Below are 21,107 nucleotides of genomic sequence, written 5' to 3'. Positions count from 1 at the left end.
TTTTTATAAGATTCTATAGTTGCTGCACTGAATCCATACGCCGCCAGCCCATGTACACCAGAGACAGAGCAACAACGGTGAGGATGATCCCCAGTACCCGGAATCCACCGAAGCTGAACTGATTCCCCATCACGATGCCGATCAGCAACGAAGAGAGGATGGTCCCGAAGTATCTGGACGTACTGAATAATCCGGAGGATACGCCGATAATGTCTTTGGGGGAACTGTTGAACAAGGCGGCTTGCATCGCGACATTGTTCAATCCGTTACTGATTCCGAAGGCCGCCAGAGCGAGGCATATGCTGATCAACGGAGATGACGGATTAAACATCACGATCCATACTGATCCGAGTGTCATAAGGATTGCGGATACTACCATGGCGGGCCTTGGACCTGATACATCAATCCATTTCCCAGCCAGCGGAGAGACAACCAGTGAGCATAAACCCAGACTTAACATAAGAATTCCCGTGTGGAACTCGCTGACATGACGAACCAGCTGCAGGTAAGACGGCAAGCCGAAAAAGACAGAATAAAACAGAAGATTAACCAGCATGAACTGGAGATTGACCCAGGTCAGCGCCGGATAGCTCGCGAAAGTCCGCAGCGGAATAAAAGGTGACTTTGCGCTGAGCTCATGCCGCACGAAGAATGCAAGTAGAACAAGTCCGGCAAGTCCGGCTATAACATTGAATAAGGAGACATGTCCGGAGGATTTGGCAGACAGCAGTTGAGCTAGCAGGGCAACCAGACCTACAGAGAATAGCAGAATACCAGCTACATCCATACGGTTCATCCATTGGCGCATAGACAGCTTATTGGCAGCGGCCGCCAGCGGCTGGTCCTTAGGAATAGTCCTCCAGGCTAACACAAAGCTTGCCGTCACAAAGGGAACATTGATGAAGAAGATGGACGACCAGCCCCATAAGTGAATCAGTACCCCTCCGATAAAAGGCCCAATGGCTGCGGCTCCCGATGTGAACATAGACAGAACAGACAGTGCGGTAGCCTGCTTCTCCGTAATATGCACCCGTACAATAGCCATTCCTACCGCCACCACCATACTGGTTCCAACGGATTGAACAATCCGGAATACGATCAGCCACCCGAAGCCCGGGGCCAAAGGAGCTAATATAGAAGCAACGAAGACAATAACCAGCCCGGTAAGAAAGATGGTCCTGCGTCCGAATATATCACTGGCTTTGCCCATGACAGGTTGAGCAACCGCGCTGGCAATATAGAATGAGAAGATAATCCAGGAGACTACGGTGTAATCAAGCTGAAACTGATGCTGTAATCGTGGTATAGCCACAGAAACCATCGAAGAGTTGAGCGGGTTTAGCAGGATTCCCAGCCCGACGGATATCATTAACCACCAGCTGCGGGTATTCATTGTAATTTCCCCCTATCATTGCGTTAGGGATATCGTACTTGAATTGGATTATTTACTCCAACGCATTTTATGTTATGATTTCATAGACTTGAGGGAATGAATGGAGGCGGGTTATGGAACTTCTTCAATTGCAATATTTCATCGCAGTGGCCCGTTTGGAGCATATGACCGAGGCTGCGCTTACGTTGCATGTGACTCAGTCCTCACTCAGCAAGACCATCCAGCGCCTGGAAGAGGATCTTGGGGTTCCCCTGTTTGACCGGACCGGGAGGAAGCTGCGCTTAAATGAGTCCGGCAGCAGATTCCTTCCGCGTGCGGAGAAAGCCTTGTTTGAATTGGAACAGGGGAGGCAGGAGCTTAGAGATCTGTCCAGCCTGGAGCCGGATACACTTGAATTAGCCGTCACCACCGCAAGCACATTGCCTAATATCCTCCGGGAATTCCGCAAAAAGCTGCCGGCTGTCCATTTTCACGTACAAATGCTGTCCATGCAGGAGATGATTACCCTTCTTCGAAGGGGAGAGGTCGATTTCTGTTTGTCCTCACCTCCGGTATGGGGAGAAGAGATGGAGTGTCAAATCGTCTGCACCGACCCTATCTATGTTGCCGTTCCAGCGGGGCACCGTTTGGCAGGCCGCCAGAGCGTATCCCTAATAGAGCTCAAGGATGAATGGTTTGCCGGTGTCACAAGAGGCTACGGGATTCGTGATTTGGTGGACTCCGTATGCCAATCCGCAGGATTTACCCCAAAGTATGTGTATGAAGGGGATGAACCGGCAAGGCTCGTCGCCCTGGTGGAAGCCGGAATCGGCTTAGCCTTCATACCCGGCACGGCCAAGAATGCCCAGGATAATATAGTGTTGATCCCTGTTGAGGATCAGGGCCTGGTCAGGGAAATCGCCTTGTTATGGCATAAGAGCCGCTACATTTCACAGGCTGGACGGATATTCCGTGACGTCGTTATTGAATATTTTGATGGAAACAATGAAGAATGAAGGGGGCTGTGAGCCATGGATATTAATCAAGCTGAACATAAGCGCGTGCTAGTTGTATTTCCGCATCCCGATGATGAAGCCTTCGCTGCTGCAGGGACCCTGGCAAAGTACATAGACAGTGGTGCCGGGGTGACCTATGCCTGTCTGACCTTAGGGGAGATGGGACGGAACATGGGAATCCCGCCATTCGCGAACCGGGTTACTTTGCCGGAGATCCGCAAGGAAGAATTGATAACCTCCTGCCGTGCGATTGGCATACAGGATTTAAGAATGCTTGGTTTCCACGATAAAATGATCGAATTCGAAGACCCGCAGCTCCTGGATAATACACTGCTGGCACTGCTCGAGGAATTGACCCCGTCACTCGTCATTACCTTTTATCCCGGCTATAGTGTCCATCCCGATCACGATGCCACCGGAGCCGCTGTCATCCGGGCGGTCGGCAGGCTCCCGTCTGCGAGGCGGCCAATAGTTCACTGCATTGCGTTCTCCAGCAACCATGAGCAGATGATCGGCCCGGCGGATGTGAACGTAGACGTGACTGCATTCCTAGCGAAGAAAATGGCCTCGATTCAGGCCCACCGTTCGCAATATCAAGCGGCGGAGCTTGTGGGAAGCCGGGAGCTGACTGCGGAGGAGATTCAAACCCGATTCGGACGGGAATCCTTTTGGACCTACCGGATGGAATAAGTGCTACAATAATAATGTTAATGCACTAAGGCGTCGGGAGGGCAGGCCATGAACAAAGAAGAACAGGTCCTGATGAATTTCAGGGATTTATTTAACAAGCTGAGCTGGCTGAATAAATCCAAGATGGAAGAGAGTCTTAAGGGGTACAAGCCCTCTGAGGTACATTGCATCGAATATATCGGGCAAAATGCGGATTCCAACGTGACCATACTTGCGGAGCATTTTTATATGACTAGAAGTGCTATAAGCAAAATAACCAAGAAGCTCATGGAAAAGGGCTATATCGAAAGCTACCAGAAGCCGGATAATAAGAAAGAAATCTATTTCAGGCTTACGAAGCAAGGGGAAGCGGTCAGCAAAGTCCATGAGGAGCTGCACCAGGAATTCCGCGAGCGGGATAAAGCTGTATTCGAGCAGGTAACAGAGGAGCAATATGACAACATGCTTGGCTTCATTGAGAAGTATAGCAGGCATTTGGATGTAGAAATCACAAAACTCGGTACAGCTTTGAAATCGGAATGAATTGAATACTGATAATGAAACCTCAGGCAGCCGGGCTCTTTCGAGAACGGTTGTCTTTTTTATTGTATTTTTGTTGACGAGGAAACAAAAATGCAGTAGGATGATTATGTTTCCTAGGAAACATAATCATGACGTTTGAGGGGAGAATTACATGTTCAAATCCAGATCACACTCTACACAGAACACAGAACAAACCGTAGACAGACACGCTTTAATCTTCGGCCTTATCTCTGTATTTCTGTGCGGAATAGGCTTCACTATCATAGCGCCTGTCGTTCCATTCTTAGTGCAGCCGTATACCGATAATCCGGGAGAACAAGCGGTAATGGTTACGCTGCTGACCTCCGTTTATGCATTTTGCGTATTTTTTGCGGCCCCGGTACTTGGAGCACTAAGCGACAAATACGGCCGCCGTCCATTGCTCTTAATATGCTTGTTAGGTTCTGCGATCGGGTACTTTATTTTTGGTATAGGAGGAGCCCTGTGGGTACTGTTCGCCGGTCGGATCATAGAAGGTATAACAGGCGGGAGCATCAGCACGATCTTTGCCTATTTTGCAGACATTATTCCACCGGAGCAAAGAACCAAATACTTTGGCTGGGTGAGTGCGGTCGTAGGTGCAGGCACCATCATTGGCCCGAGTGTAGGCGGATTACTTGCCAAGTTTGGCTATGCTGTACCGATGTATTTTGGAGCGGCCATTACTTTATTGAATGTTATCTACGGATTCTTCTACATGCCGGAGAGTCTGAGCAAGAATAATAGACTGCAAGAGATTACCTTTGTTAGACTGAATCCATTCTCACAGCTGGCCAGTCTGCTCTCCATGAAAAACTTGAACAGGCTGCTTATTTCCGCCTTCCTGCTCTGGATACCTAATGGATCTATGCAGGCTGTGTTCTCACAATTCACAATGGATTCCTTCAGCTGGAAACCGGCAATCATCGGACTAATGTTCTCCATTATGGGTTTTCAGGATATCCTGTCGCAAGGCTTCATCATGCCCAAGCTTCTGAAGAAATTAAGTGATCAGCAGATCGCCGTACTTGGAATGGTCTCGGAGATTATAGGCTATGGGTTCATTGCCGTCTCGTCACTCTTAGCGTTCTATCCGCTTTTCATCGTTGGAATGTTCATCTTCGGCTTTGGTGATTCGATCTTCGGGCCTTCGTTCAACGGGATGCTATCCAAGTCTGTCGATTCGAGTGAACAAGGGAGGATTCAAGGCGGCAGCCAATCGATTCAGGCGTTGGCCAGGATGATCGGGCCTCTCATTGGGGGGCAAATCTATGTCTCACTTGGACATTCCGCGCCTGCTGTTATGGGGATCATCCTAATCGCAGCGGCAATACCTGTTCTATACAAGAGAACGCATGTAACAATGTAAAATGTCTTGCAGCCCCGCCAATCGGCGGGGCTGCTTGTTCTTCCCATATAATTATGGTATAACTTATTACAAGTCATTTAATAAGTGGTGATTGAGGTGCAGGTCGGCCGATTACTCTACAAGAAAAGGCAGGAACAAACAATGAACCAGAAAGAAAGAATGCTTGCAGGTCTCCCTTATAAAGCTTGGCTGGATGGATTAACGGAAGAGAGAACAGCTGCCAGACTGATGGTCCATCAGTTCAATCTGCTCCGTCCTGATGAAGAAGAGGAGAGAGCAGCACTGATCCGGAAGATTATCGGCAAGACAGGAGAGGTAATTCATATCGAAGCGCCCTTCCACTGCGATTATGGAACCAACATCTCTGTGGGGAATAATTTCTATGCTAATTTCAACTGTACTATTCTTGATGTCGGCAGAGTCGTCATCGGTGATAATGTCATGTTTGCTCCGAATGTATCGCTCTATACCGCAGGACATCCCGTCCATCCCGATTCCCGGAATTCAGGCTATGAATATGGGATCGCTATAACGATCGGCAATAATGTCTGGATCGGCGGCAACGTGATCGTGAATCCGGGCGTAACCATAGGTAACAATGTAGTGATCGGGGCTGGCAGCGTGGTGACCAAGGACATTCCCGATAACGTGATAGCAGTAGGCAGCCCATGCAGAATTATCCGTGAGATCACCGAGGAAGACCGGAAATTTTATTATAAGGATAGAGAATTTGATGTTACGGATTACTAAATAAGCACATAAGTAGCTCTCAGCGGTCCATGCACACCCACCACGAGTTTCATTTCGATATCGGCGGAATTGGAGGGGCCGGAGATGAAATTAATTGATGAGCCCACCGGCTCACCGGCTTGAATTCTCCGGTTAAACGCTGCTGCTGCCTGAGTAGAACGGAGCACAAGCCTCTGCCGCTCAATCACCGCAATATAATGGGCAGGCAGGAAGTGAAGGGAGCGGCCCTGATCCGGGCGGCTCTCTACCACAACCGTTCCGGACTCAGCCAGCGCACAGTCGGCGAAGATAATCGCTGTATTCGCTGATTCAGCCCGCATAACATTCTCCTCTCTTCCTGCTGCTTCCTCCCACACGGCGGCATCCGGGAACTCCAGCCCGTATTCGGCAAACCGGGGATCTCCGGAAGTCATAACCAGCCCGCCGCCATTCGCTTCTATAAGATCATCCAAGGTCCGCTGCAGAATCTCCGGATTCGATTCAATCACTTGAGTGTGAATGAAGAAACACTGCTCCTTAAGAATCTCTACCAGATCATCGTTAGTTAGCTCGCCATAGTTGTCCGGAATCAAGTCCTGTATAACAGGCCGCTGAACATTAGTCTTACGTTCCCGGCCCAGCTTAGCGGCAATTGTATTCAGAAAAGCCTCCTTATTCGAGGATACTGTCATTGCTCTGACCCTCCTTTACGTTTCTCCATCCATGCCCGGAAGCTGTCCTGCTGCTTGACGGGCTGCTTGAGGTCGCGGGCATGAATCCAGCCGTGAATCAAGGCTGGTCCTCTTACGATTCGCCCCTGTTTACTCATCAATCGGCTGGCGGAGTGTGCTAACCGCAGGGTCCGGCCGAATAGGGCAGGGGAGGACAGCAGCCGGCTGGCCGCTTTCATCTGAAGCCTGTCTGCGGCGCCGGTTCTTCGCTGCCCGACAATGTTCTGCCGGTGCATGATCAGCTGCTCATGCAGCGGAATCTTCACCGGGCAGACATCTGTACAAGCACCGCAGAGACTGGAGGCAAACGGCAGCTCCTTATAGTCATCGTACCCGCCAAGCAGCGGAGTGATTACCGCACCGATCGGGCCCGGATAGATTGATCCGTAGGCATGCCCGCCGATATGGCGGTAGATCGGGCAGACATTAAGGCAAGCACCGCAGCGGATACACTGCAACGCCTCGTTAAATTCACTTCCCAGAATATCGGACCGGCCGTTGTCGACAACAACCAGGTGGAATTCCTCGGGACCATCTGTCTCTCCGGCTGCAGAAGGCCCCAATACGGTAATGTAGCTGGTTAATTTCTGTCCGACGGCACTGCGGCAGAGCAGGTTATCCAGCACCTCCATTTCCTCCATGGTCGGGACAATCCGCTCCATACCCATCACCGCAATATGGGTCTTCGGAATGGCAGCCGTAAGATCACCATTGCCCTCATTGGTCACCAGATTGATCGCTCCCAGATTAGCTATGGCGAAGTTGCAGCCCGTAATCCCGACTTCAGCTTCCAGGAACTTCTGCCGCAGAACCGTCCGGGCGAATCCGGCTAGATTCTCCGGGGTTTCATCTCCCGTATATCCGAGCTTCTCTGAGAACACCCGCCGGATTTGTCTCCGGTCTTTATGCAGTGCGGGAGCGACGATATGCGAGGGCGGGTCCCAATCATCCATTTGGAGGATATACTCCCCAAGATCCGTCTCAATCAGCTCACAGCCGGCTTCGATCAGGACATGGTTCAGCTCAATTTCCTCCGTGACCATAGATTTGGATTTTACAACCTTTTTAGCCTGCTTGCGGACGATCACATCTCTTATATAACTGCTGGCCTCTTCTTTGGTAGCTGCAAAATAAATATGGCCGCCTTGTCGCTCAACATTATCTGCGAGCTGCCCGAGATAATAATCCAGATTCTGCAGGGTATGCTGGCGGATAAGCTGGCCTGCGTTCCGCCACTGCTCCCAATCCCCTAGTGCGGTGGCGGCAGACAGACGTCTCGTCTTGAGACTGTCCTGCGCAGAACCGACAGCATTTCGCATGAATGAATCCCCAAGACCGTCCAAAGTCCGTTCGCTGAAATTACGTTTATCGGTTTGCAGGCTCAAGTCCGGCTTCCTCCTCTGCTAACAACAGGCTGATGCTGATTCAGCACTTCAGCAATATGCATAATCTTGACAGGCTCACCCTTGCGGGACAGACGCCCCCCGATATTCAGCAGGCAGCCCATATCTGCACTAATCAGAATATCAGCTCCGGTATCCTTGATACAGCCGCATTTCTCGTCCACCATCTGCTCGGAAATCTCGGGCATTTTGACCGAAAAGGTTCCGCCAAAACCGCAGCAGTTATCGCTGTTCTTAAGCGGCTCCAGCTGCAGTCCTCTGACGTGTTCAAGCAGCTGATATGGAGTTTCCTTCTCACCCAGCAGTCTTGTCATATGGCAGGAACGGTGGTAGGTGGCGGTTCCTTCAAGGCTTGCACCAACATCAGTGACGCCAAGCACCCTGACGATGAACTGCGTGAACTCATAGGATTTTTCTTTCAAAGCAACCGCTTTCAATTCCCACTGCGGATCACCTTTGAAGATCTTCGGGTATTCATGGAACATAGCAACGCAGGAGCCGGAAGGACCCACGACATATTCGGAGTTCTCGAAGGCAAGCATCATATTCTGCATGGCGAGCTTCGAATCCTTCAAATAGCCGCTGTTGTACGTGGGCTGCCCGCAGCAGACCTGCGAAGCCGGGAAATCGATCTCACAACCCAGCCGCTCAAGGACTTCAACCATAGCAATACCGACCTCCGGGGTCATAAGGTCTACTAAACAAGTAGAGAAAATACTGACTTTCACAGCCGATCCCTCCAATCAATGTAACCCTATATTCATAGCTTAACTCAAGAAGTCAATGAAAAACAACATAAAAACAAATAGTAAATGTGAATATTATTGACAATAAATATTGATAGCGTTTACACTATGGTTGGGCAATTGTAATAATCTACCTTGAGGGGGAGAAACAGTGACCAAGCATTTGATGTATATCGATGGCCAATTTACGGAATCCGAAGGCAAAGAATGGATCGAAGTAACCAACCCGGCAACAGATGAAGTAATCTCACAGGTTCCCAAGGCTACAAGGAATGATGTCATACGTGCCATTAATGCAGCGGAAGAAGCCCAATTAGCCTGGGAGGAATCTCCGGCCGTCGAGAGAGGCAGATATTTGCATGCCATTGCAGACGGGATACGCGCGGAGGCGGACAGCATCGCCAGGCTGATCTCGGAAGAAGTAGGCAAGACATTGGAATTATCTGCGGTAGAGGTTAACTTTACAGCGGATTATTTGGATTATATGGCGGAATGGGCACGGCGTTATGAAGGGGAGATCGTTCAGAGCGACCGTGATAATGAGAATATTTTTGTGTTTAAACGGGCAATTGGTGTAACGACAGGCATCCTGCCCTGGAATTTCCCGTTCTTCCTGATCGCGAGAAAGATGGCTCCGGCGCTGATTACCGGCAATACGATTGTCGTCAAGCCAAGTGCGGAATCCCCGAACAATGCCGTGGCCTTCAGCCGTATTGTTGATAAAGCCGGCCTGCCCAAAGGGGTATTCAACCTGGTAACAGGCAGAGGCGGAGAAGTAGGCCATGAACTGGCCAGTAACCCGAAGGTCGGAATGGTCAGTCTTACAGGCAGTGTACCCGCCGGACAAAAGGTGATGGAGGCGGCCGCCGAGAATATCATCAAGGTCAGTCTGGAGCTGGGCGGCAAGGCACCGGCGATTGTCATGAAGGATGCCGATCTGGACCTGGCGATCAAAGCGATCGTAGATTCCCGGGTGATTAATACAGGCCAAGTCTGTAACTGTGCAGAGCGCGTCTATGTACATGAGGGCATTAAGGATGAATTCACCTCCCGCCTGGTTGAAGCTATGAAGGCAGTGAAATACGGAGACCCGCTCAAGGATAAGGATATTCATATGGGGCCGCTGATTAATAAGGCCGCACAGGAATCGGTTCAACAGAAGGTAGACCGTGCAGTACAAGAGGGGGCTACAATTGCTCTTGGCGGTAAAAAGGTAGAAGGTGCAGGCAGTTTCTTCGAGCCGACGGTCATCACGAATGCCACCAACGACATGGAGATTGTGCAGGATGAAATCTTCGGACCGGTTATCCCGGTCATTTCGTTCTCCACCCTGGATGAAGCGATCGCGCTTGCCAACGACAGTGAATTCGGCTTAACCTCGTCCTTATATACCCAGAATTTGAATGTCGCTATGAAAGTAATCAAACGTCTGAAATACGGAGAGACCTACATTAACCGCGAGAATTTTGAAGCGATGCAGGGCTTCCACGCAGGCTGGAGAAAGTCCGGGATCGGCGGTGCCGACGGCAAACATGGACTGAACGAATACCTGCAGACGCACGTAGTCTATCTACAGTATGACAAGTCAGTTAACTAAATGAACTCATAATTCTCGCAGATATAATAAATGCTCCCAGGCAGTGTGGGAGCATTTTTGCGTGGTTATTCAAGACTTTTCTTCAAATAATATTTCGTCTGGCCTTCCTGGGGACAATTATGGATCTCCCCGAAGACCTCGTACCCCAGCTTCTGATAAAAGTGCGGAGCCTGCCAGCTCATGGTAGTTAATTCACTCACCTTACAGCCGTGCGACCGGGCTCTGTCTTCCAGCTCCTTGAGCAGTATTCCGCCTAGTCCGTTGCCTCTATAGGCGGGATCGACGGCCAGCAGGTGAACATTTAGAATCTTCCAGACCATATCACCGGTAATGCCTCCTACATATGTATCACCTTCATAAGCTGCCAGCGAGATCACTTCGCGCTCATAAGGCGGAATGCTGTCATCCATCCGCCGGCTATGCTCCTCCAGTAATCCCGATATTTCCTGACTGTTCTGCTCCAGGTTCAAATCTGCGATTCTCAACCCAATCACTCCTTCTGCTGAAATTGTAACACAAATTTAAATTATTATTGACAATTTGCCCGCAGTTAAATATATTGTTCATAAGACTAAATGTTTCCCACAGGAAACAATTATGTATTCAGAACTTATTGTTTCATTCAGGAAACAAAGAATATTCAGACTCATAATTACGTCATATTTCAGACAGCTATTAGCAGATAAGGAGTTAGCATATGATCGAGATTAAAGACCTAAATGTTGATTATTTCGGCAGTTCAGCACTGGAGAATGTGAATCTCGAGATCCCGTTCGGGCATACGGTGGGGATCATCGGACCGAATGGCGCAGGGAAATCAACACTGATTAAGGCATTATTAGAAGTGATTAAGAAGAGAACTGGCTCGGTCAGGGTTGAGGGCAGGGATATTTCGGAGTACAAACGGAAGATTGCCTACGTGCCGCAAAAAAATGATATTGATCTCACGTTTCCGATCACGGTGAAGGATACGGTGTTGACTGGAACCTACCCGAACCTGAGAATCTTCCAGCGCCCCGGCAAAAAAGACCGGGAACGGGCCGAGGAATGTATGGCGATGGTGGATATAAGCGATCTTGCGAATAAACAAATCAGCAATTTATCCGGCGGACAGCTGCAAAGGGTCTTTATTGCCAGGGCACTCGCCCAGGGAGCGGACGTTTTTTTCCTGGATGAACCGTTTGTCGGGATCGACATGGTCAGTGAGAAGATTATCGTGAATCTGCTTAAGCATCTTCGTGAAGAGGGCAAAACCATTCTCGTCGTTCACCATGATCTGCATGAGGTGGAAGAGTATTTTGACAAAATTATTATCCTGAATAAAAAACTGATCGCCTTTGGAGATGTGAAAGATACCTTCACTACCGACAATATCCGCGCAGCATATGGTGCCTCCTTGGGCAATGTGATCATCAAAGGGGCAGGAGGGACCGAATATGATTAATTATATGTCAGACTTGTTCAACATCCCGGTCTATGCGCTTAACGCCGGCTTATCCGCCATCATCCTGGGCATTGTATCGGGGGCGCTGGGCAGCTTCATTGTTCTCCGGAAGATGTCGCTGATGGGCGATGCTTTATCTCATGCTGTACTGCCTGGTGTAGCCTTGTCCTACATACTGGGGATCAACATCCTGCTGGGCGCATCCCTGTTTGGCCTGCTGGCCGCAATCCTTATCCAATTCATTACAAGCCGCAGTACGATCAAAAGCGACACCTCTATCGGCATTATACTCAGTTCATTTTTCGCCCTGGGGATTGTCCTCATTACTTTTGCCAAAAGCGGTCTGGATCTGACTCATATTCTGTTCGGGAATATCCTCGCCGTTCCGCAGTCTGAGTTAACGCAATCTTTCATCATCATGCTCGTTGTGATTGCCATTATTGTATTGCTGTATAAAGAGCTGCTGATCAGCTCGTTCGATCCGGTAGTTGCCAAGGCTTATGGTTTAAAAACAGGCTTCTATCATTATCTGCTGATGATGCTGCTGTCTGTAGTTACGGTATCCTCGTTATCGCAAGTGGGGATTGTGCTTGTCATTGCGATGCTGGTGATCCCGGCAGCCACCTCCTATTTATGGACCCATACGCTGATCCACATGATTGTATTAGCCTCTGCGGTGGGGGCGGTATCGGGAATTGTAGGTGTGTATCTCAGCTTTGGCTTTAATCTCCCGACAAGTGCCACGATAGTACTGGTGGGTGTGAGCCTGTTCGCGGTCTCCTTCATACTGTCACCCAAAAATAATTTCTTAAGGAAAGGGCTGAAGCAAGGATGAAACAACTCAAATGGCTATCATCTATCGTACTGATCTCACTGCTCGCTGCTTGTTCTAATACTAATGAGGGGGAAGCGGGTGAGGATAAGCTGCAGATTGTTGCCACGTACTCCATCATCGCAGATATGACCGAGAATATTGTCGGAGACAAAGCTGAAGTATACAGTATGGTTCCCATCGGAACAGACCCGCATATGTATGATCCATTACCTGCCGATACGGGCAAGGTGTCCAGCGCAGATTTGATTTTCTATAACGGCCTGAATCTGGAGACGGGAAAAGGATGGTTCCAGGACCTGCTGAAGGTGACGAACAAGAATGAGGTTGCCTTTGCTGTCTCCGATGAAGTGACCCCGATGTATCTGACTGAGAAAGGCAAGGAAACGCAAGTGGACCCCCATGCCTGGCTGGATATCCAGAATTCCATTAAGTACGTGGATGTGATCACCAAACGTGTAATTGAACAGGACCCGGACAACAAGGAGTATTATCTTAACAATCAGACAGCCTACGTGAAGGAACTGAATGAGCTGGACCAATACGCCAAAGAGGAAGTAAATAAGATCCCGCAGGAACAGCGGATTCTTGTTACCAGCGAAGGGGCATTCAAGTATTTCTCGAAGGCTTACGGCTTCGAATCTGCTTTCATCTGGGAGATTAATACGGACAGCCAGGGGACGCCGGAGCAAATGAAACGGATCATTAGTATTATTGAAGAGAATCAGGTGCCTGCGTTATTCCTGGAGACGAGCGTGAATCCCAAGACGATGGAGACCATCTCTAATGAGACAGGAGTGCCCATACATTCTAAGATCTTCACTGATTCCTTAGCTAAAAAAGGGGAAGACGGCGACACCTACATTAAGATGATTCAATGGAATATCGACAAGGTCATCGAAGGGTTGTCACCTGATAAATGAAGGTAAGGCACATGAAGAGTGTCCAAAAAGCGGAATCCGCTGCTTGGAACACTCTTTTTAGGTTTCATGGTTTGCTGCGGATGCCCGCTTTGCGAGGTGTTTTGCGGACATTATTACATGAACTGCAAGCATTCCGTTATGGATATGCCACGCCTAGTCTCGTATAATCAACTGGTGTACTGCATTTTACTTACGAGAAATCGGGCAGGAGGTGAGCCTGTTGGAGAGTCGATGGGCTATAGTTACGGGTGCTGACCGGGGCGTTGGGCTGAGTCTGGTTAAGGCACTGCTGGAGCAGGGTTATCATGTGTTGGCCGGGCAGTATCTGCAGGAGAGCAATGAACACTTGGAACAGCTGAAGGCAAGCTATGAAGAGCAGCTGCAGGTGCTGAACCTGGATATAAGCAACGCAGAAAGTGTACAACAAGCGGTCGCGGCTATTGCAGCTTACACGGACCGGGTGGACATACTGATTAACAACGGGGCGATTCTGGGTGATATGAGCAAGACGATTCAGGATACGCTGGATTTTGATGAAATGGAGCAGGTCTTCCGGGTGAACACGCTAGGCTCGCTGCGGATGTCGAATGGCTTAATTGATTCTATTCTCCGGAGTGACAGCAAGCTGATCGTTAACATTTCATCAGAAGCAGGCAGTATTGGAACCTGCTGGCGCAACAGCTGGTACGCTTACTGCATGTCCAAGGCCGCGCTAAATATGCAGTCTCAATTAATTCAGAATCAGATTGCGGCGCAGGGCGGCAAGGTTATGGTTATCCATCCGGGTCATGTCCAGACTTATATGCAAGGAAAGCTGGATATAACCGGAAGCCTCACCGCTGATGAATCAGCCGGGTCTATTCTGCAGCAGATCGCGAATCGCCTGAAGTCGGATTACAAGCAGCAAGAGCTTACTCTGATTGACTATGCCGGTAATACGCTGCCCTGGTAAGTGGTGAAGATCCAATTTCATTTTAAAATCCTGCACAAATTGCAACAATGTGCTCATTTTTCCGGCACCAATCCGCCATTGTTGTATGAAATGCAGCATTTCTTCGCTTCCCAGCGGCTAATTATAGAAGAAACTTGCCTGAAGTTTAGCTTTCGGGCTTTTTTAATGGGATCGTATAATATGAAGGTGAGAGCCCGTCAGCAATTATATGTGGAGGTGTGTGTAATGGCAGAACAGAAGTACAGGCCGGAGGTAAGCATTGAACCTTGGGATGCCGGAGATTTCGGATTGCTGCAGCAATTGAATTCTCCCGAGATGACAGTGTTCCTTGGAGGACCGGAGACGGAGGAGAAGCTCCTGTCCCGTCATAAACGTTACTGTGAGATTGCCGGAACTGGAACAGGGAGAATGTTCAAGATCCTGTTGCAGCCAGAGCTAGAAGTAGCCGGCAGTGTAGGTTACTGGGATCAGACTTGGCATGGGGAACCGGTGTATGAGATCGGATGGAGCGTGTTAACTGCTTTTCAAGGGCAAGGTATAGCTGCAGAAGCAACCGTTAAGGCCCTAGCTAGGATCCATTCAGAGCAGAAGCACAAGTATATTCATGCTTTCCCCAAAATCAGCCATCCTGCTTCTAACGCCATTTGCAGTAAGCTTGGCTTCACATTTATGGGTGAATGTGATTTTGAATATCCTTTAGGCACGATGATCCGGTGTAACGACTGGAGAATAGCTCCGGACCTGGAAGTTAATTTTAATAGACATTTTCGTTAAAATAGTACATTACTATACTTTTTAGGCGAAATCATAAATTGTATTATAAAGAGACTCAAGTATAATAATAGACATGAATTCATTTAAATAAAGGGTTAGCCAACTTGTTTGGTTGACCCTTTTTGGCGAAAGAATAATAAGCGTTCAGAAATGATCAGGAGGAGTACACAATGGAGATTACAAATACCGCAAAGAAATACCACGAAAGAATGTTTCCGGGTTACGAATCCAAGCTTCAAGTAACCGATCCCGAGTTTATCGAGCGGTTTGATAATTTTGCATTTGATGAAGTGGTTCATCAGGATGATTTGGATGACCGGACCCGTATGATGGCCATTCTATCTGTATTAATCGGCTGTCAGGGAATCGATGAGTTCAAAGCTATGCTGCCCGCAGCCCTGAACTTTGGCGTTACACCGGTAGAAGCCAAGGAAATAGTCTATCAGTCCGTCGCTTATCTCGGTATTGGCAGAGTTCTTCCTTTCCTGCATGTCCTGAATGATGTATTGACTGCGGGAGGTGTGGAGCTTCCTCTACCGGGGCAGGCCACAACCACTATGGAAACGCGTCTTAAAGCGGGGATTCAGGCGCAGGTGGATATTTTTGGCGAGAGCATGCAGGAGTTCTGGAAATCAGGACCGGAGGAGAGCCGGCACATCAATCAATGGCTTGCGGCTAATTGCTTCGGCGACTACTATACCCGGCAAGGACTGGATCTCAAACAAAGAGAGATGATTACGTTCTGCTTCCTGTATGCCCAAGGCGGTTGTGAACCGCAGGCGACCAGTCATGCCGCAGCCAATATGAGGCTTGGAAATGATAAGGAGTTCTTGATCAAGGTCATTTCTCAATGCCTGCCTTACATCGGTTATCCGCGCAGTCTGAATGCGCTGCGGTGTGTGAACGAAGCAGCAGCGAAATCATAGTTAACAGGAGGATAGAATGATTATGCACAAAAGAACATGGCTGATTACAGGTGTCAGCAGCGGGTTTGGTTATGTGATGACGCAGCAGCTCCTTGAGCAAGGGGACAAGGTAATCCTATGGCGGACAGGTTGCCTTCCCGGGCAATTCGATGTATCACGCTACGAAGTTCGGCATTGAGGGCTTCTGTGAATCTGTGGCCCAGGAGGTCGCTGCTTTTAACATCGGGATTACACTCGTAGAACCGGGAGGAGCCCGTACCGAATTCCGCTATGGCAGCGCACAGGTTGCTTCATTAATGCCAGAATATGAGGGGAATCCTGCGCACGGCTTTTTGAGCATGCTGGACGGTTCGAATGGACTGGCTCCCGGCGATCCGGCGCGTATGGCTGCCCGTATTATCGAGAGTGTGGACGTAGAGCCTGCACCGATGCGTATGGTGTTAGGCTCCCAGGCATTGGCCGCCACCCTGTCGACCCTTATGAAGCGTGTTGCTGATTTCGAGAAGCAGACCGACTTGGCTGCCTCAACGGACTTTCCGGCTGGTGAATAACCGGCACTAATCAGACGGGGTTAAAATCACTTGTAACTATTAACTTAGGAGGAATTACAAATGGAGTATGTAACCTTAAACAACGGAGTACAAATGCCGATTCTGGGCTATGGAGTCTATCAGATTTCAGATCACGCGGAATGTGAGAAATGTGTGCTGGATGCCCTAAGCGTAGGCTACCGTTCCATTGATACCGCACAAGCTTACCGGAATGAGAAAGCCGTTGGCCGTGCTATTAAGAAGAGCGGAGTTCCCCGGGAAGAATTGTTTATCACAACCAAAGTATGGATCTCTAATGCAGGCTATGAACAAGCTAAAGCTTCTATTGAAGAATCCCTGCGAAAGCTGCAGCTGGATTATTTGGATCTGGTCCTGATTCATCAGCCGTTTGGGGATTACTACGGAACGTACCGTGCATTAGAAGAGCTGTATAAGGCCGGTACCCTCAGAGCAATTGGTGTAAGTAATTTCTATCCGGACCGATATATCGACCTTGTACAGTTTACTGAAGTAGTGCCGGCTGTAAATCAGGTGGAGACCCATGTCTTCAACCAGCAGGTCAAAGCTCAGGAAATCATGGAGAAATACCATACGCAGATTGAATCCTGGGGTCCTTTTGCCGAAGGGAAAAATAATTTATTCACCAACACCACCTTACAAACGGTGGCTGATCAATATCATAAATCCACGGCCCAGGTGGCGTTGCGCTATCTGATTCAGAGAGGCGTGGTAGTCATTCCCAAAACAGTTAGCCGAAACAGAATGGAAGAAAACATGAATGTATTTGACTTCGGACTGACGCCGGAGGACATGGCTAAGATCGCTGCACTCGATACAGGCGAAAGCGCATTTTTCTCCCACTACGATCCGCAAGTCGTTGAGAACCTCACTGGCTACGGGAAACAGGGTCTGGAATAAAACGCAGATCCAGTATAGATAGCCAGACATGGGCAGTTAAAAGAGAAGGGCAGCTTCTTAACGGGAAGCTGCCCTTCTTTTATATTTCTTTTGAAATCACAATTTTTCCCCGTCTGGGTTGTTTCTCGCTTGTGCGGTACGCTTCAAATAAACCTTGAGTGGTAAATGGATACCTATGATCTACATGAATGTTGAGCTTCCCCTCCTGCATGTGAGTGGAAATTACATTAAGATCATCCCGGTTTGGACGGGCACGGAAAAATAGCGAGTCAATATTGCGAACGCCTGAATAGGTTCCAATACCGAAAGAGGTTATGGAAATATATTTCCCGCCATCCTTTAATATGTCATAGCTATAATCCCCGAACTCGCCTGGAAGTCCAGTTTCTAATTCTTTTTTCCCTAGCATAGCTGTATCAAGAACCATATCTACAGGTGCGGATAACCTTGTCACGAAATCCGGTTGTGAATAATAGTCAATGACTTCATCTGCGCCTAAACCCAGGACAAAGCCATGATTATGCTCTCTTGCAGTTGCAATTACATAAGCACCATAATGTCTGGCTAATTGAATGGCCGCATGTCCAACACCACCGGCACCCCCATGAATGAGAATACGCTGACCTTGCTGAAGCTTACCATGCTCAAAAAGTGCCTGCCAGGCCGTCAAGGCTACCGTAGGCGCAGCAGCGGCTTCTTCGAAGGATACATTGTCCGGTATCATCGTTAAGGTATCCTCATCGGCAGCCACTTGATCCATATAAGAGCCTCCACGGACCATCCCCATAACGCGGTCACCTGCTTTAAAGTGCTGTACCCCCGTACCCACACCTCTTACAACACCGGCAACATCACCTCCAAGAAAAAACGGGAATTGAATGGAAAATTGCCCGCCTACCGGGCTCAGTAATAGCTCACCCGAACGTAAATGATTATCTCCAGGGTTAATTGAGGAGGCATACACCTCCACCAGTACTTGTGTCTCTTTAATTGCAGGAACAGCTAGTTCATACTCTTCAAAAGACTCAGGGATTCCAAAGCCGGTTATACCCATTGCTTTCATAGCGCAGCCTCCATTTGTATTATTGAACATTCGTTGAAAAACCAACGTTTGTTTGTTAAAATCACATTACAAAAAAGCAGAGAATTGTACAATCCCCAAAGCGATCCCTTATGTTTATTAATCAACACACACCTTAGAAATGTTCAATTCTGACTCATGAAGGAGAAATATATGGATAGACGTATACAGAAATCCAAACAGGCTATTATGGATGCTTTTTTAGCATTAATGTCGGAAACAGATATTGAAAATATCACTGTAAATAAAATTGCTGAGCTGGCCAATGTTAACCGTGGAACGGTTTATTTACATTTTCTAGATAAATATGATCTGCTTGATCATTGTTTGGAAGAACAAATTAACCGCTTAATCGACAAATGCGCGCCTGACAGTGAGGTTACCGGTAAATTCACTTCGAAATCCACATTGCTTCGGGTTTTTGAATATTTGGAACAGAATTCCGGGTTGTATTCTAAGATGCTGAGAAACCGGGGAGTACCTGCTTTTAGAAATCGTTTGCTTGTCGTTGTCCGGGAAAGTCTTAGCAGACAATTCGATTTAATCGCTGCCGGGCCAAATTTCAACAAGGAAATAACCGTACAGTTTCTAGCATCTGCGGTAATAAGCTCTTTCGAATGGTGGATTAGCAATTCTTTGCCTTATCCAGCTTCAGTGATGGCTGAACAGATATGGGCATTATTAGACCGGACGATGATTAGTTTGCCCCTGTCTAACCAAAATTCCGGATCTGTGATATAATCCTACTCTAAAATAAACGAGCAAAATTACTTCAAGAGGTGCAATCATGCGGTTTCATGAATTTTATATCGGTCAAGTGTTTAGAACCAAATCTCTAACCTTATCGAAAGAGGATATCACCAGATTTGCCGGCGAATTTGATCCGCAGTATATGCATCTGGATGAAGAGAAGGCAGCGCAAGGCCGATTCAACGGAATCATTGCTTCAGGAATTCAGACCCTGGCTGTGTCGTTTAAGCTGTGGGTGGAGACAGGCAGTTATGGGGATGAGGTTATTGCCGGAACTGCGATGAACAACATTAAATTCATGCGCCCCGTCTATCCGGGTGATGAATTGTATACCATGGTTGAAGTGACCGGGGTAGAAGAGAAGCGGAATGGAACAGGCCTGGTTACGGTGTTATTATCAACGTTCACCAGCTCAGACGATCAGGTTTTTGAGGGCGAGCTGTCTGTGCTGGTGAAGCAGTGAAATCTTTTATCCTCTTAATGCTCTGAAGAATTCACGGATGTCTTCCGCCAGAGGCGCGGGATCTTCCATGGCTGTGAAATGTCCGCCGCGGGGCATTGTCGTCCAGCGGGTGATATTCAGATTGCGGTCAGCCCATTCCCGGGGCGGCAAGGCGACATCTCCCGGGAAAATAGCTATTCCGGCGGGCACCTCAATGCGCCCCAGAGGCGGCAGTGAATGTGTGTTCTCGTAATAGATATTCGCTGTTGACCCTGCTGTATGGGTAACCCAATAGATCATAATATTCGTAAGCAGTTCATCCTCGCTAAAGCTGTTCCTTAGGTCACCCTTGCAATCACTCCATGCATGGAATTTCTCAATAATCCAAGCTGCCAATCCTACAGGTGAGTCGTTCAGTCCGTAGGCAAGCGTCTGTGGCTTCGTCGATTGAATCGACATGTACCCGCCTTCATCAGCCATCCATTGCGAAGTATTCTTGATGTACAGGAGCTCTTCTTCAGACAGCCCTGACTTATCCTGCACAGCCAGAAGATTCCGGATGATGCCGATGTCGGTAAGATGTATGCCGGTCAGAAGTTCAGGATGATTGAATGCCAGATACCGTGTAACACCAGAGCCGATATCCCCGCCTGCCGCAGCGAATTTCGGGTAGCCCAGATGTTCGGTCATTAGTCTGGCCCACAGCTCAGCAACATAGGCATTATTCACACCAGCGCGTTTCAGGCCATTAGAGAAGCCGAATCCGGGCACGGAAGGGACAATGACATCGAAGGAGTCTTCGGGATTCCCGCCATAACGGGCGGGGTCCGTAAGCATAGGGATAATCTTCTCGTATCGCACAAAGCTGTCCGGCCATCCGTGCGTAAGGATAATTGGCTGCGGATTAGGCCCTTTGCCGCGCTCGTGCACGAAATGCACATCAATTCCATCGACGTTACAGCGAAAATGTGACAAGCGGTTCAACTCGGCTTCTCTGGCACGCCAGTCAAACTGCTCCCGCCAATACGTAACGAGCGACCGTAAATAACTCTGATCCGAACCCCGTTCCCAGTCAGAACCCTCTAATGGATCGGGCCAGCGGACATGATCCAGTCTGTATTTCAGATCTTCAAGGATTTCATCAGACACATGGATTTGAAACCGTTCAATCGGCATATTGCTCTCTCCTTAAGTGTATTAGCTACAGCAACGATATAACTATAATATATCTTTTCAAAATCATGAGGCAATGCCGTAAACAAAAGCTAAGGATAATGCTAAGGATAATAGAAACAAAAGAAATCTATACCACCTGGAGGGA

The 21,107-nt window shown here is 48.5% G+C and carries 24 protein-coding genes; 17 read left to right on the top strand and 7 right to left on the bottom strand.

Annotated elements, in window-relative coordinates; translation table 11 throughout:
• Positions 1 to 13 precede the first annotated feature (13 nt).
• Positions 14 to 1,393, bottom strand: a complete 1,380-nt coding sequence (locus NSU14_RS14415; protein WP_340945717.1) for an MFS transporter — start codon at positions 1,391 to 1,393, stop codon at positions 14 to 16.
• A 113-nt stretch (positions 1,394 to 1,506) separates the two neighbouring features.
• On the opposite strand from NSU14_RS14415, the gene NSU14_RS14410 reads away from it, so the two are divergent.
• The 5 genes from NSU14_RS14410 to NSU14_RS14390 all read left to right on the top strand — a co-directional run bounded on the left by NSU14_RS14410 (position 1,507) and on the right by NSU14_RS14390 (position 5,737).
• Complete coding sequence (locus NSU14_RS14410) at positions 1,507 to 2,388, top strand: LysR family transcriptional regulator (RefSeq protein WP_042236432.1); 882 nt, start codon at positions 1,507 to 1,509, stop codon at positions 2,386 to 2,388.
• A gap of 15 nt (positions 2,389 to 2,403) precedes the next feature.
• Positions 2,404 to 3,078, top strand: coding sequence for a bacillithiol biosynthesis deacetylase BshB2 (bshB2, locus tag NSU14_RS14405; RefSeq protein WP_340945714.1), 675 nt, complete (start codon positions 2,404 to 2,406; stop codon positions 3,076 to 3,078).
• 48 nt (positions 3,079 to 3,126) lie between these two features.
• A complete protein-coding gene (locus tag NSU14_RS14400) occupies positions 3,127 to 3,600 on the top strand; it encodes a MarR family transcriptional regulator (protein WP_340945712.1) in 474 nt (157 codons plus the stop codon).
• A gap of 151 nt (positions 3,601 to 3,751) precedes the next feature.
• On the top strand, positions 3,752 to 4,987 hold the full coding sequence (locus NSU14_RS14395; RefSeq protein WP_340945710.1) for an MFS transporter: 1,236 nt from the start codon (positions 3,752 to 3,754) through the stop codon (positions 4,985 to 4,987).
• Between the two features lie 141 nt (positions 4,988 to 5,128).
• Positions 5,129 to 5,737, top strand: coding sequence for a sugar O-acetyltransferase (locus NSU14_RS14390; protein ID WP_042137280.1), 609 nt, complete (start codon positions 5,129 to 5,131; stop codon positions 5,735 to 5,737).
• Here NSU14_RS14390 and NSU14_RS14385 read toward each other — a convergent pair.
• The 3 genes from NSU14_RS14385 to NSU14_RS14375 all read right to left on the bottom strand — a co-directional run bounded on the left by NSU14_RS14385 (position 5,734) and on the right by NSU14_RS14375 (position 8,578).
• A complete protein-coding gene (locus NSU14_RS14385; RefSeq protein ID WP_042137281.1) occupies positions 5,734 to 6,408 on the bottom strand; it encodes a LutC/YkgG family protein in 675 nt (224 codons plus the stop codon). The genes NSU14_RS14390 and NSU14_RS14385 overlap by 4 nt on opposite strands.
• Positions 6,405 to 7,766, bottom strand: a complete 1,362-nt coding sequence (locus tag NSU14_RS14380; RefSeq protein ID WP_418793857.1) for a LutB/LldF family L-lactate oxidation iron-sulfur protein — start codon at positions 7,764 to 7,766, stop codon at positions 6,405 to 6,407. Before NSU14_RS14380 ends, NSU14_RS14385 begins: the two co-directional genes overlap by 4 nt.
• 62 nt (positions 7,767 to 7,828) lie before the next feature.
• Entirely contained in the window at positions 7,829 to 8,578 is a 750-nt protein-coding gene (locus NSU14_RS14375; protein ID WP_042236438.1) for a (Fe-S)-binding protein, read from the bottom strand.
• Between the two features lie 169 nt (positions 8,579 to 8,747).
• Between NSU14_RS14375 and aldA the strand changes: the two genes are divergently transcribed.
• Positions 8,748 to 10,193: an aldehyde dehydrogenase gene (aldA, locus tag NSU14_RS14370; protein ID WP_256703944.1), complete on the top strand. Its 1,446-nt coding sequence runs from the start codon at positions 8,748 to 8,750 to the stop codon at positions 10,191 to 10,193.
• A gap of 65 nt (positions 10,194 to 10,258) precedes the next feature.
• On the opposite strand, the gene NSU14_RS14365 is transcribed toward aldA, so the two are convergent.
• Positions 10,259 to 10,678, bottom strand: a complete 420-nt coding sequence (locus tag NSU14_RS14365; protein ID WP_042236440.1) for a GNAT family N-acetyltransferase — start codon at positions 10,676 to 10,678, stop codon at positions 10,259 to 10,261.
• A 215-nt stretch (positions 10,679 to 10,893) separates the two neighbouring features.
• On the opposite strand from NSU14_RS14365, the gene NSU14_RS14360 reads away from it, so the two are divergent.
• From NSU14_RS14360 to NSU14_RS14320, 9 genes are all read left to right on the top strand, one after another.
• On the top strand, positions 10,894 to 11,637 hold the full coding sequence (locus NSU14_RS14360; RefSeq protein ID WP_197073119.1) for a metal ABC transporter ATP-binding protein: 744 nt from the start codon (positions 10,894 to 10,896) through the stop codon (positions 11,635 to 11,637).
• Positions 11,630 to 12,472, top strand: coding sequence for a metal ABC transporter permease (locus NSU14_RS14355; RefSeq protein WP_144026133.1), 843 nt, complete (start codon positions 11,630 to 11,632; stop codon positions 12,470 to 12,472). The genes NSU14_RS14360 and NSU14_RS14355 overlap by 8 nt, the downstream gene beginning before the upstream one ends.
• Positions 12,469 to 13,392 carry a metal ABC transporter substrate-binding protein gene (locus tag NSU14_RS14350; RefSeq protein WP_042137290.1) on the top strand — a complete coding sequence of 308 codons (924 nt, stop codon included), beginning with the start codon at positions 12,469 to 12,471 and terminating at the stop codon, positions 13,390 to 13,392. Before NSU14_RS14355 ends, NSU14_RS14350 begins: the two co-directional genes overlap by 4 nt.
• A 220-nt stretch (positions 13,393 to 13,612) precedes the next feature.
• On the top strand, positions 13,613 to 14,344 hold the full coding sequence (locus tag NSU14_RS14345; protein WP_371916287.1) for an SDR family NAD(P)-dependent oxidoreductase: 732 nt from the start codon (positions 13,613 to 13,615) through the stop codon (positions 14,342 to 14,344).
• A 225-nt stretch (positions 14,345 to 14,569) separates the two neighbouring features.
• The gene (locus NSU14_RS14340; RefSeq protein WP_340945699.1) at positions 14,570 to 15,118 is read left to right on the top strand and encodes a GNAT family N-acetyltransferase; all 549 of its coding nucleotides are present in this window, start codon (positions 14,570 to 14,572) and stop codon (positions 15,116 to 15,118) included.
• 170 nt (positions 15,119 to 15,288) lie between these two features.
• Positions 15,289 to 16,044 (top strand): carboxymuconolactone decarboxylase family protein, encoded by a 756-nt coding sequence (locus NSU14_RS14335; protein WP_340945697.1) that lies wholly within the window; start codon positions 15,289 to 15,291, stop codon positions 16,042 to 16,044.
• Between the two features lie 22 nt (positions 16,045 to 16,066).
• Complete coding sequence (locus tag NSU14_RS14330) at positions 16,067 to 16,222, top strand: hypothetical protein (RefSeq protein ID WP_336100422.1); 156 nt, start codon at positions 16,067 to 16,069, stop codon at positions 16,220 to 16,222.
• Positions 16,194 to 16,595 (top strand): SDR family NAD(P)-dependent oxidoreductase, encoded by a 402-nt coding sequence (locus NSU14_RS14325; RefSeq protein ID WP_340945693.1) that lies wholly within the window; start codon positions 16,194 to 16,196, stop codon positions 16,593 to 16,595. Before NSU14_RS14330 ends, NSU14_RS14325 begins: the two co-directional genes overlap by 29 nt.
• Positions 16,596 to 16,655: 60 nt before the next feature.
• Entirely contained in the window at positions 16,656 to 17,513 is an 858-nt protein-coding gene (locus tag NSU14_RS14320) for an aldo/keto reductase (protein WP_340945691.1), read from the top strand.
• Between the two features lie 79 nt (positions 17,514 to 17,592).
• Here the strand turns inward: NSU14_RS14320 and NSU14_RS14315 are convergent, their stop codons facing one another.
• A complete protein-coding gene (locus tag NSU14_RS14315; RefSeq protein WP_340945689.1) occupies positions 17,593 to 18,576 on the bottom strand; it encodes an NADP-dependent oxidoreductase in 984 nt (327 codons plus the stop codon).
• Positions 18,577 to 18,747: 171 nt separating this feature from the next.
• Between NSU14_RS14315 and NSU14_RS14310 the strand changes: the two genes are divergently transcribed.
• Together NSU14_RS14310 and NSU14_RS14305 are read left to right on the top strand one after the other, a co-directional pair.
• Positions 18,748 to 19,335, top strand: a complete 588-nt coding sequence (locus NSU14_RS14310) for a TetR/AcrR family transcriptional regulator (protein ID WP_042236450.1) — start codon at positions 18,748 to 18,750, stop codon at positions 19,333 to 19,335.
• Positions 19,336 to 19,381: 46 nt separating this feature from the next.
• Entirely contained in the window at positions 19,382 to 19,807 is a 426-nt protein-coding gene (locus NSU14_RS14305) for a MaoC family dehydratase (protein ID WP_039307901.1), read from the top strand.
• A gap of 6 nt (positions 19,808 to 19,813) precedes the next feature.
• Here the strand turns inward: NSU14_RS14305 and NSU14_RS14300 are convergent, their stop codons facing one another.
• Positions 19,814 to 20,962 carry an epoxide hydrolase family protein gene (locus tag NSU14_RS14300; protein ID WP_340945687.1) on the bottom strand — a complete coding sequence of 383 codons (1,149 nt, stop codon included), beginning with the start codon at positions 20,960 to 20,962 and terminating at the stop codon, positions 19,814 to 19,816.
• Positions 20,963 to 21,107 lie beyond the last annotated feature (145 nt).

It is taken from the genome of Paenibacillus sp. FSL R10-2771, assembly GCF_038000205.1.
In the GTDB taxonomy this organism is placed as follows: domain Bacteria; phylum Bacillota; class Bacilli; order Paenibacillales; family Paenibacillaceae; genus Paenibacillus_AQ; species Paenibacillus_AQ phytohabitans.
Note: the sequence above shows the minus strand (reverse complement) of the source record. Positions and strands in the feature narration are given on the sequence as shown.

Excerpts from the sequence above, each read along its gene's own strand:
- NSU14_RS14415 (WP_340945717.1), bottom strand. The coding sequence starts at position 1,393 with ATGAATACCCGCAGCTGGTGGTTAATGATATCCGTCGGGCTGGGAATC.
- NSU14_RS14410 (WP_042236432.1), top strand. The coding sequence starts at position 1,507 with ATGGAACTTCTTCAATTGCAATATTTCATCGCAGTGGCCCGTTTGGAG.
- bshB2 (WP_340945714.1), top strand. The coding sequence starts at position 2,404 with ATGGATATTAATCAAGCTGAACATAAGCGCGTGCTAGTTGTATTTCCG.
- NSU14_RS14400 (WP_340945712.1), top strand. The coding sequence starts at position 3,127 with ATGAACAAAGAAGAACAGGTCCTGATGAATTTCAGGGATTTATTTAAC.
- NSU14_RS14395 (WP_340945710.1), top strand. The coding sequence starts at position 3,752 with ATGTTCAAATCCAGATCACACTCTACACAGAACACAGAACAAACCGTA.
- NSU14_RS14390 (WP_042137280.1), top strand. The coding sequence starts at position 5,129 with ATGAACCAGAAAGAAAGAATGCTTGCAGGTCTCCCTTATAAAGCTTGG.
- NSU14_RS14385 (WP_042137281.1), bottom strand. The coding sequence starts at position 6,408 with ATGACAGTATCCTCGAATAAGGAGGCTTTTCTGAATACAATTGCCGCT.
- NSU14_RS14380 (WP_418793857.1), bottom strand. The coding sequence starts at position 7,766 with ATGCGAAATGCTGTCGGTTCTGCGCAGGACAGTCTCAAGACGAGACGT.
- NSU14_RS14355 (WP_144026133.1), top strand. The coding sequence starts at position 11,630 with ATGATTAATTATATGTCAGACTTGTTCAACATCCCGGTCTATGCGCTT.
- NSU14_RS14350 (WP_042137290.1), top strand. The coding sequence starts at position 12,469 with ATGAAACAACTCAAATGGCTATCATCTATCGTACTGATCTCACTGCTC.
- NSU14_RS14340 (WP_340945699.1), top strand. The coding sequence starts at position 14,570 with ATGGCAGAACAGAAGTACAGGCCGGAGGTAAGCATTGAACCTTGGGAT.
- NSU14_RS14335 (WP_340945697.1), top strand. The coding sequence starts at position 15,289 with ATGGAGATTACAAATACCGCAAAGAAATACCACGAAAGAATGTTTCCG.
- NSU14_RS14330 (WP_336100422.1), top strand. The coding sequence starts at position 16,067 with ATGCACAAAAGAACATGGCTGATTACAGGTGTCAGCAGCGGGTTTGGT.
- NSU14_RS14325 (WP_340945693.1), top strand. The coding sequence starts at position 16,194 with ATGTATCACGCTACGAAGTTCGGCATTGAGGGCTTCTGTGAATCTGTG.
- NSU14_RS14320 (WP_340945691.1), top strand. The coding sequence starts at position 16,656 with ATGGAGTATGTAACCTTAAACAACGGAGTACAAATGCCGATTCTGGGC.
- NSU14_RS14315 (WP_340945689.1), bottom strand. The coding sequence starts at position 18,576 with ATGAAAGCAATGGGTATAACCGGCTTTGGAATCCCTGAGTCTTTTGAA.
- NSU14_RS14310 (WP_042236450.1), top strand. The coding sequence starts at position 18,748 with ATGGATAGACGTATACAGAAATCCAAACAGGCTATTATGGATGCTTTT.
- NSU14_RS14305 (WP_039307901.1), top strand. The coding sequence starts at position 19,382 with ATGCGGTTTCATGAATTTTATATCGGTCAAGTGTTTAGAACCAAATCT.
- NSU14_RS14300 (WP_340945687.1), bottom strand. The coding sequence starts at position 20,962 with ATGCCGATTGAACGGTTTCAAATCCATGTGTCTGATGAAATCCTTGAA.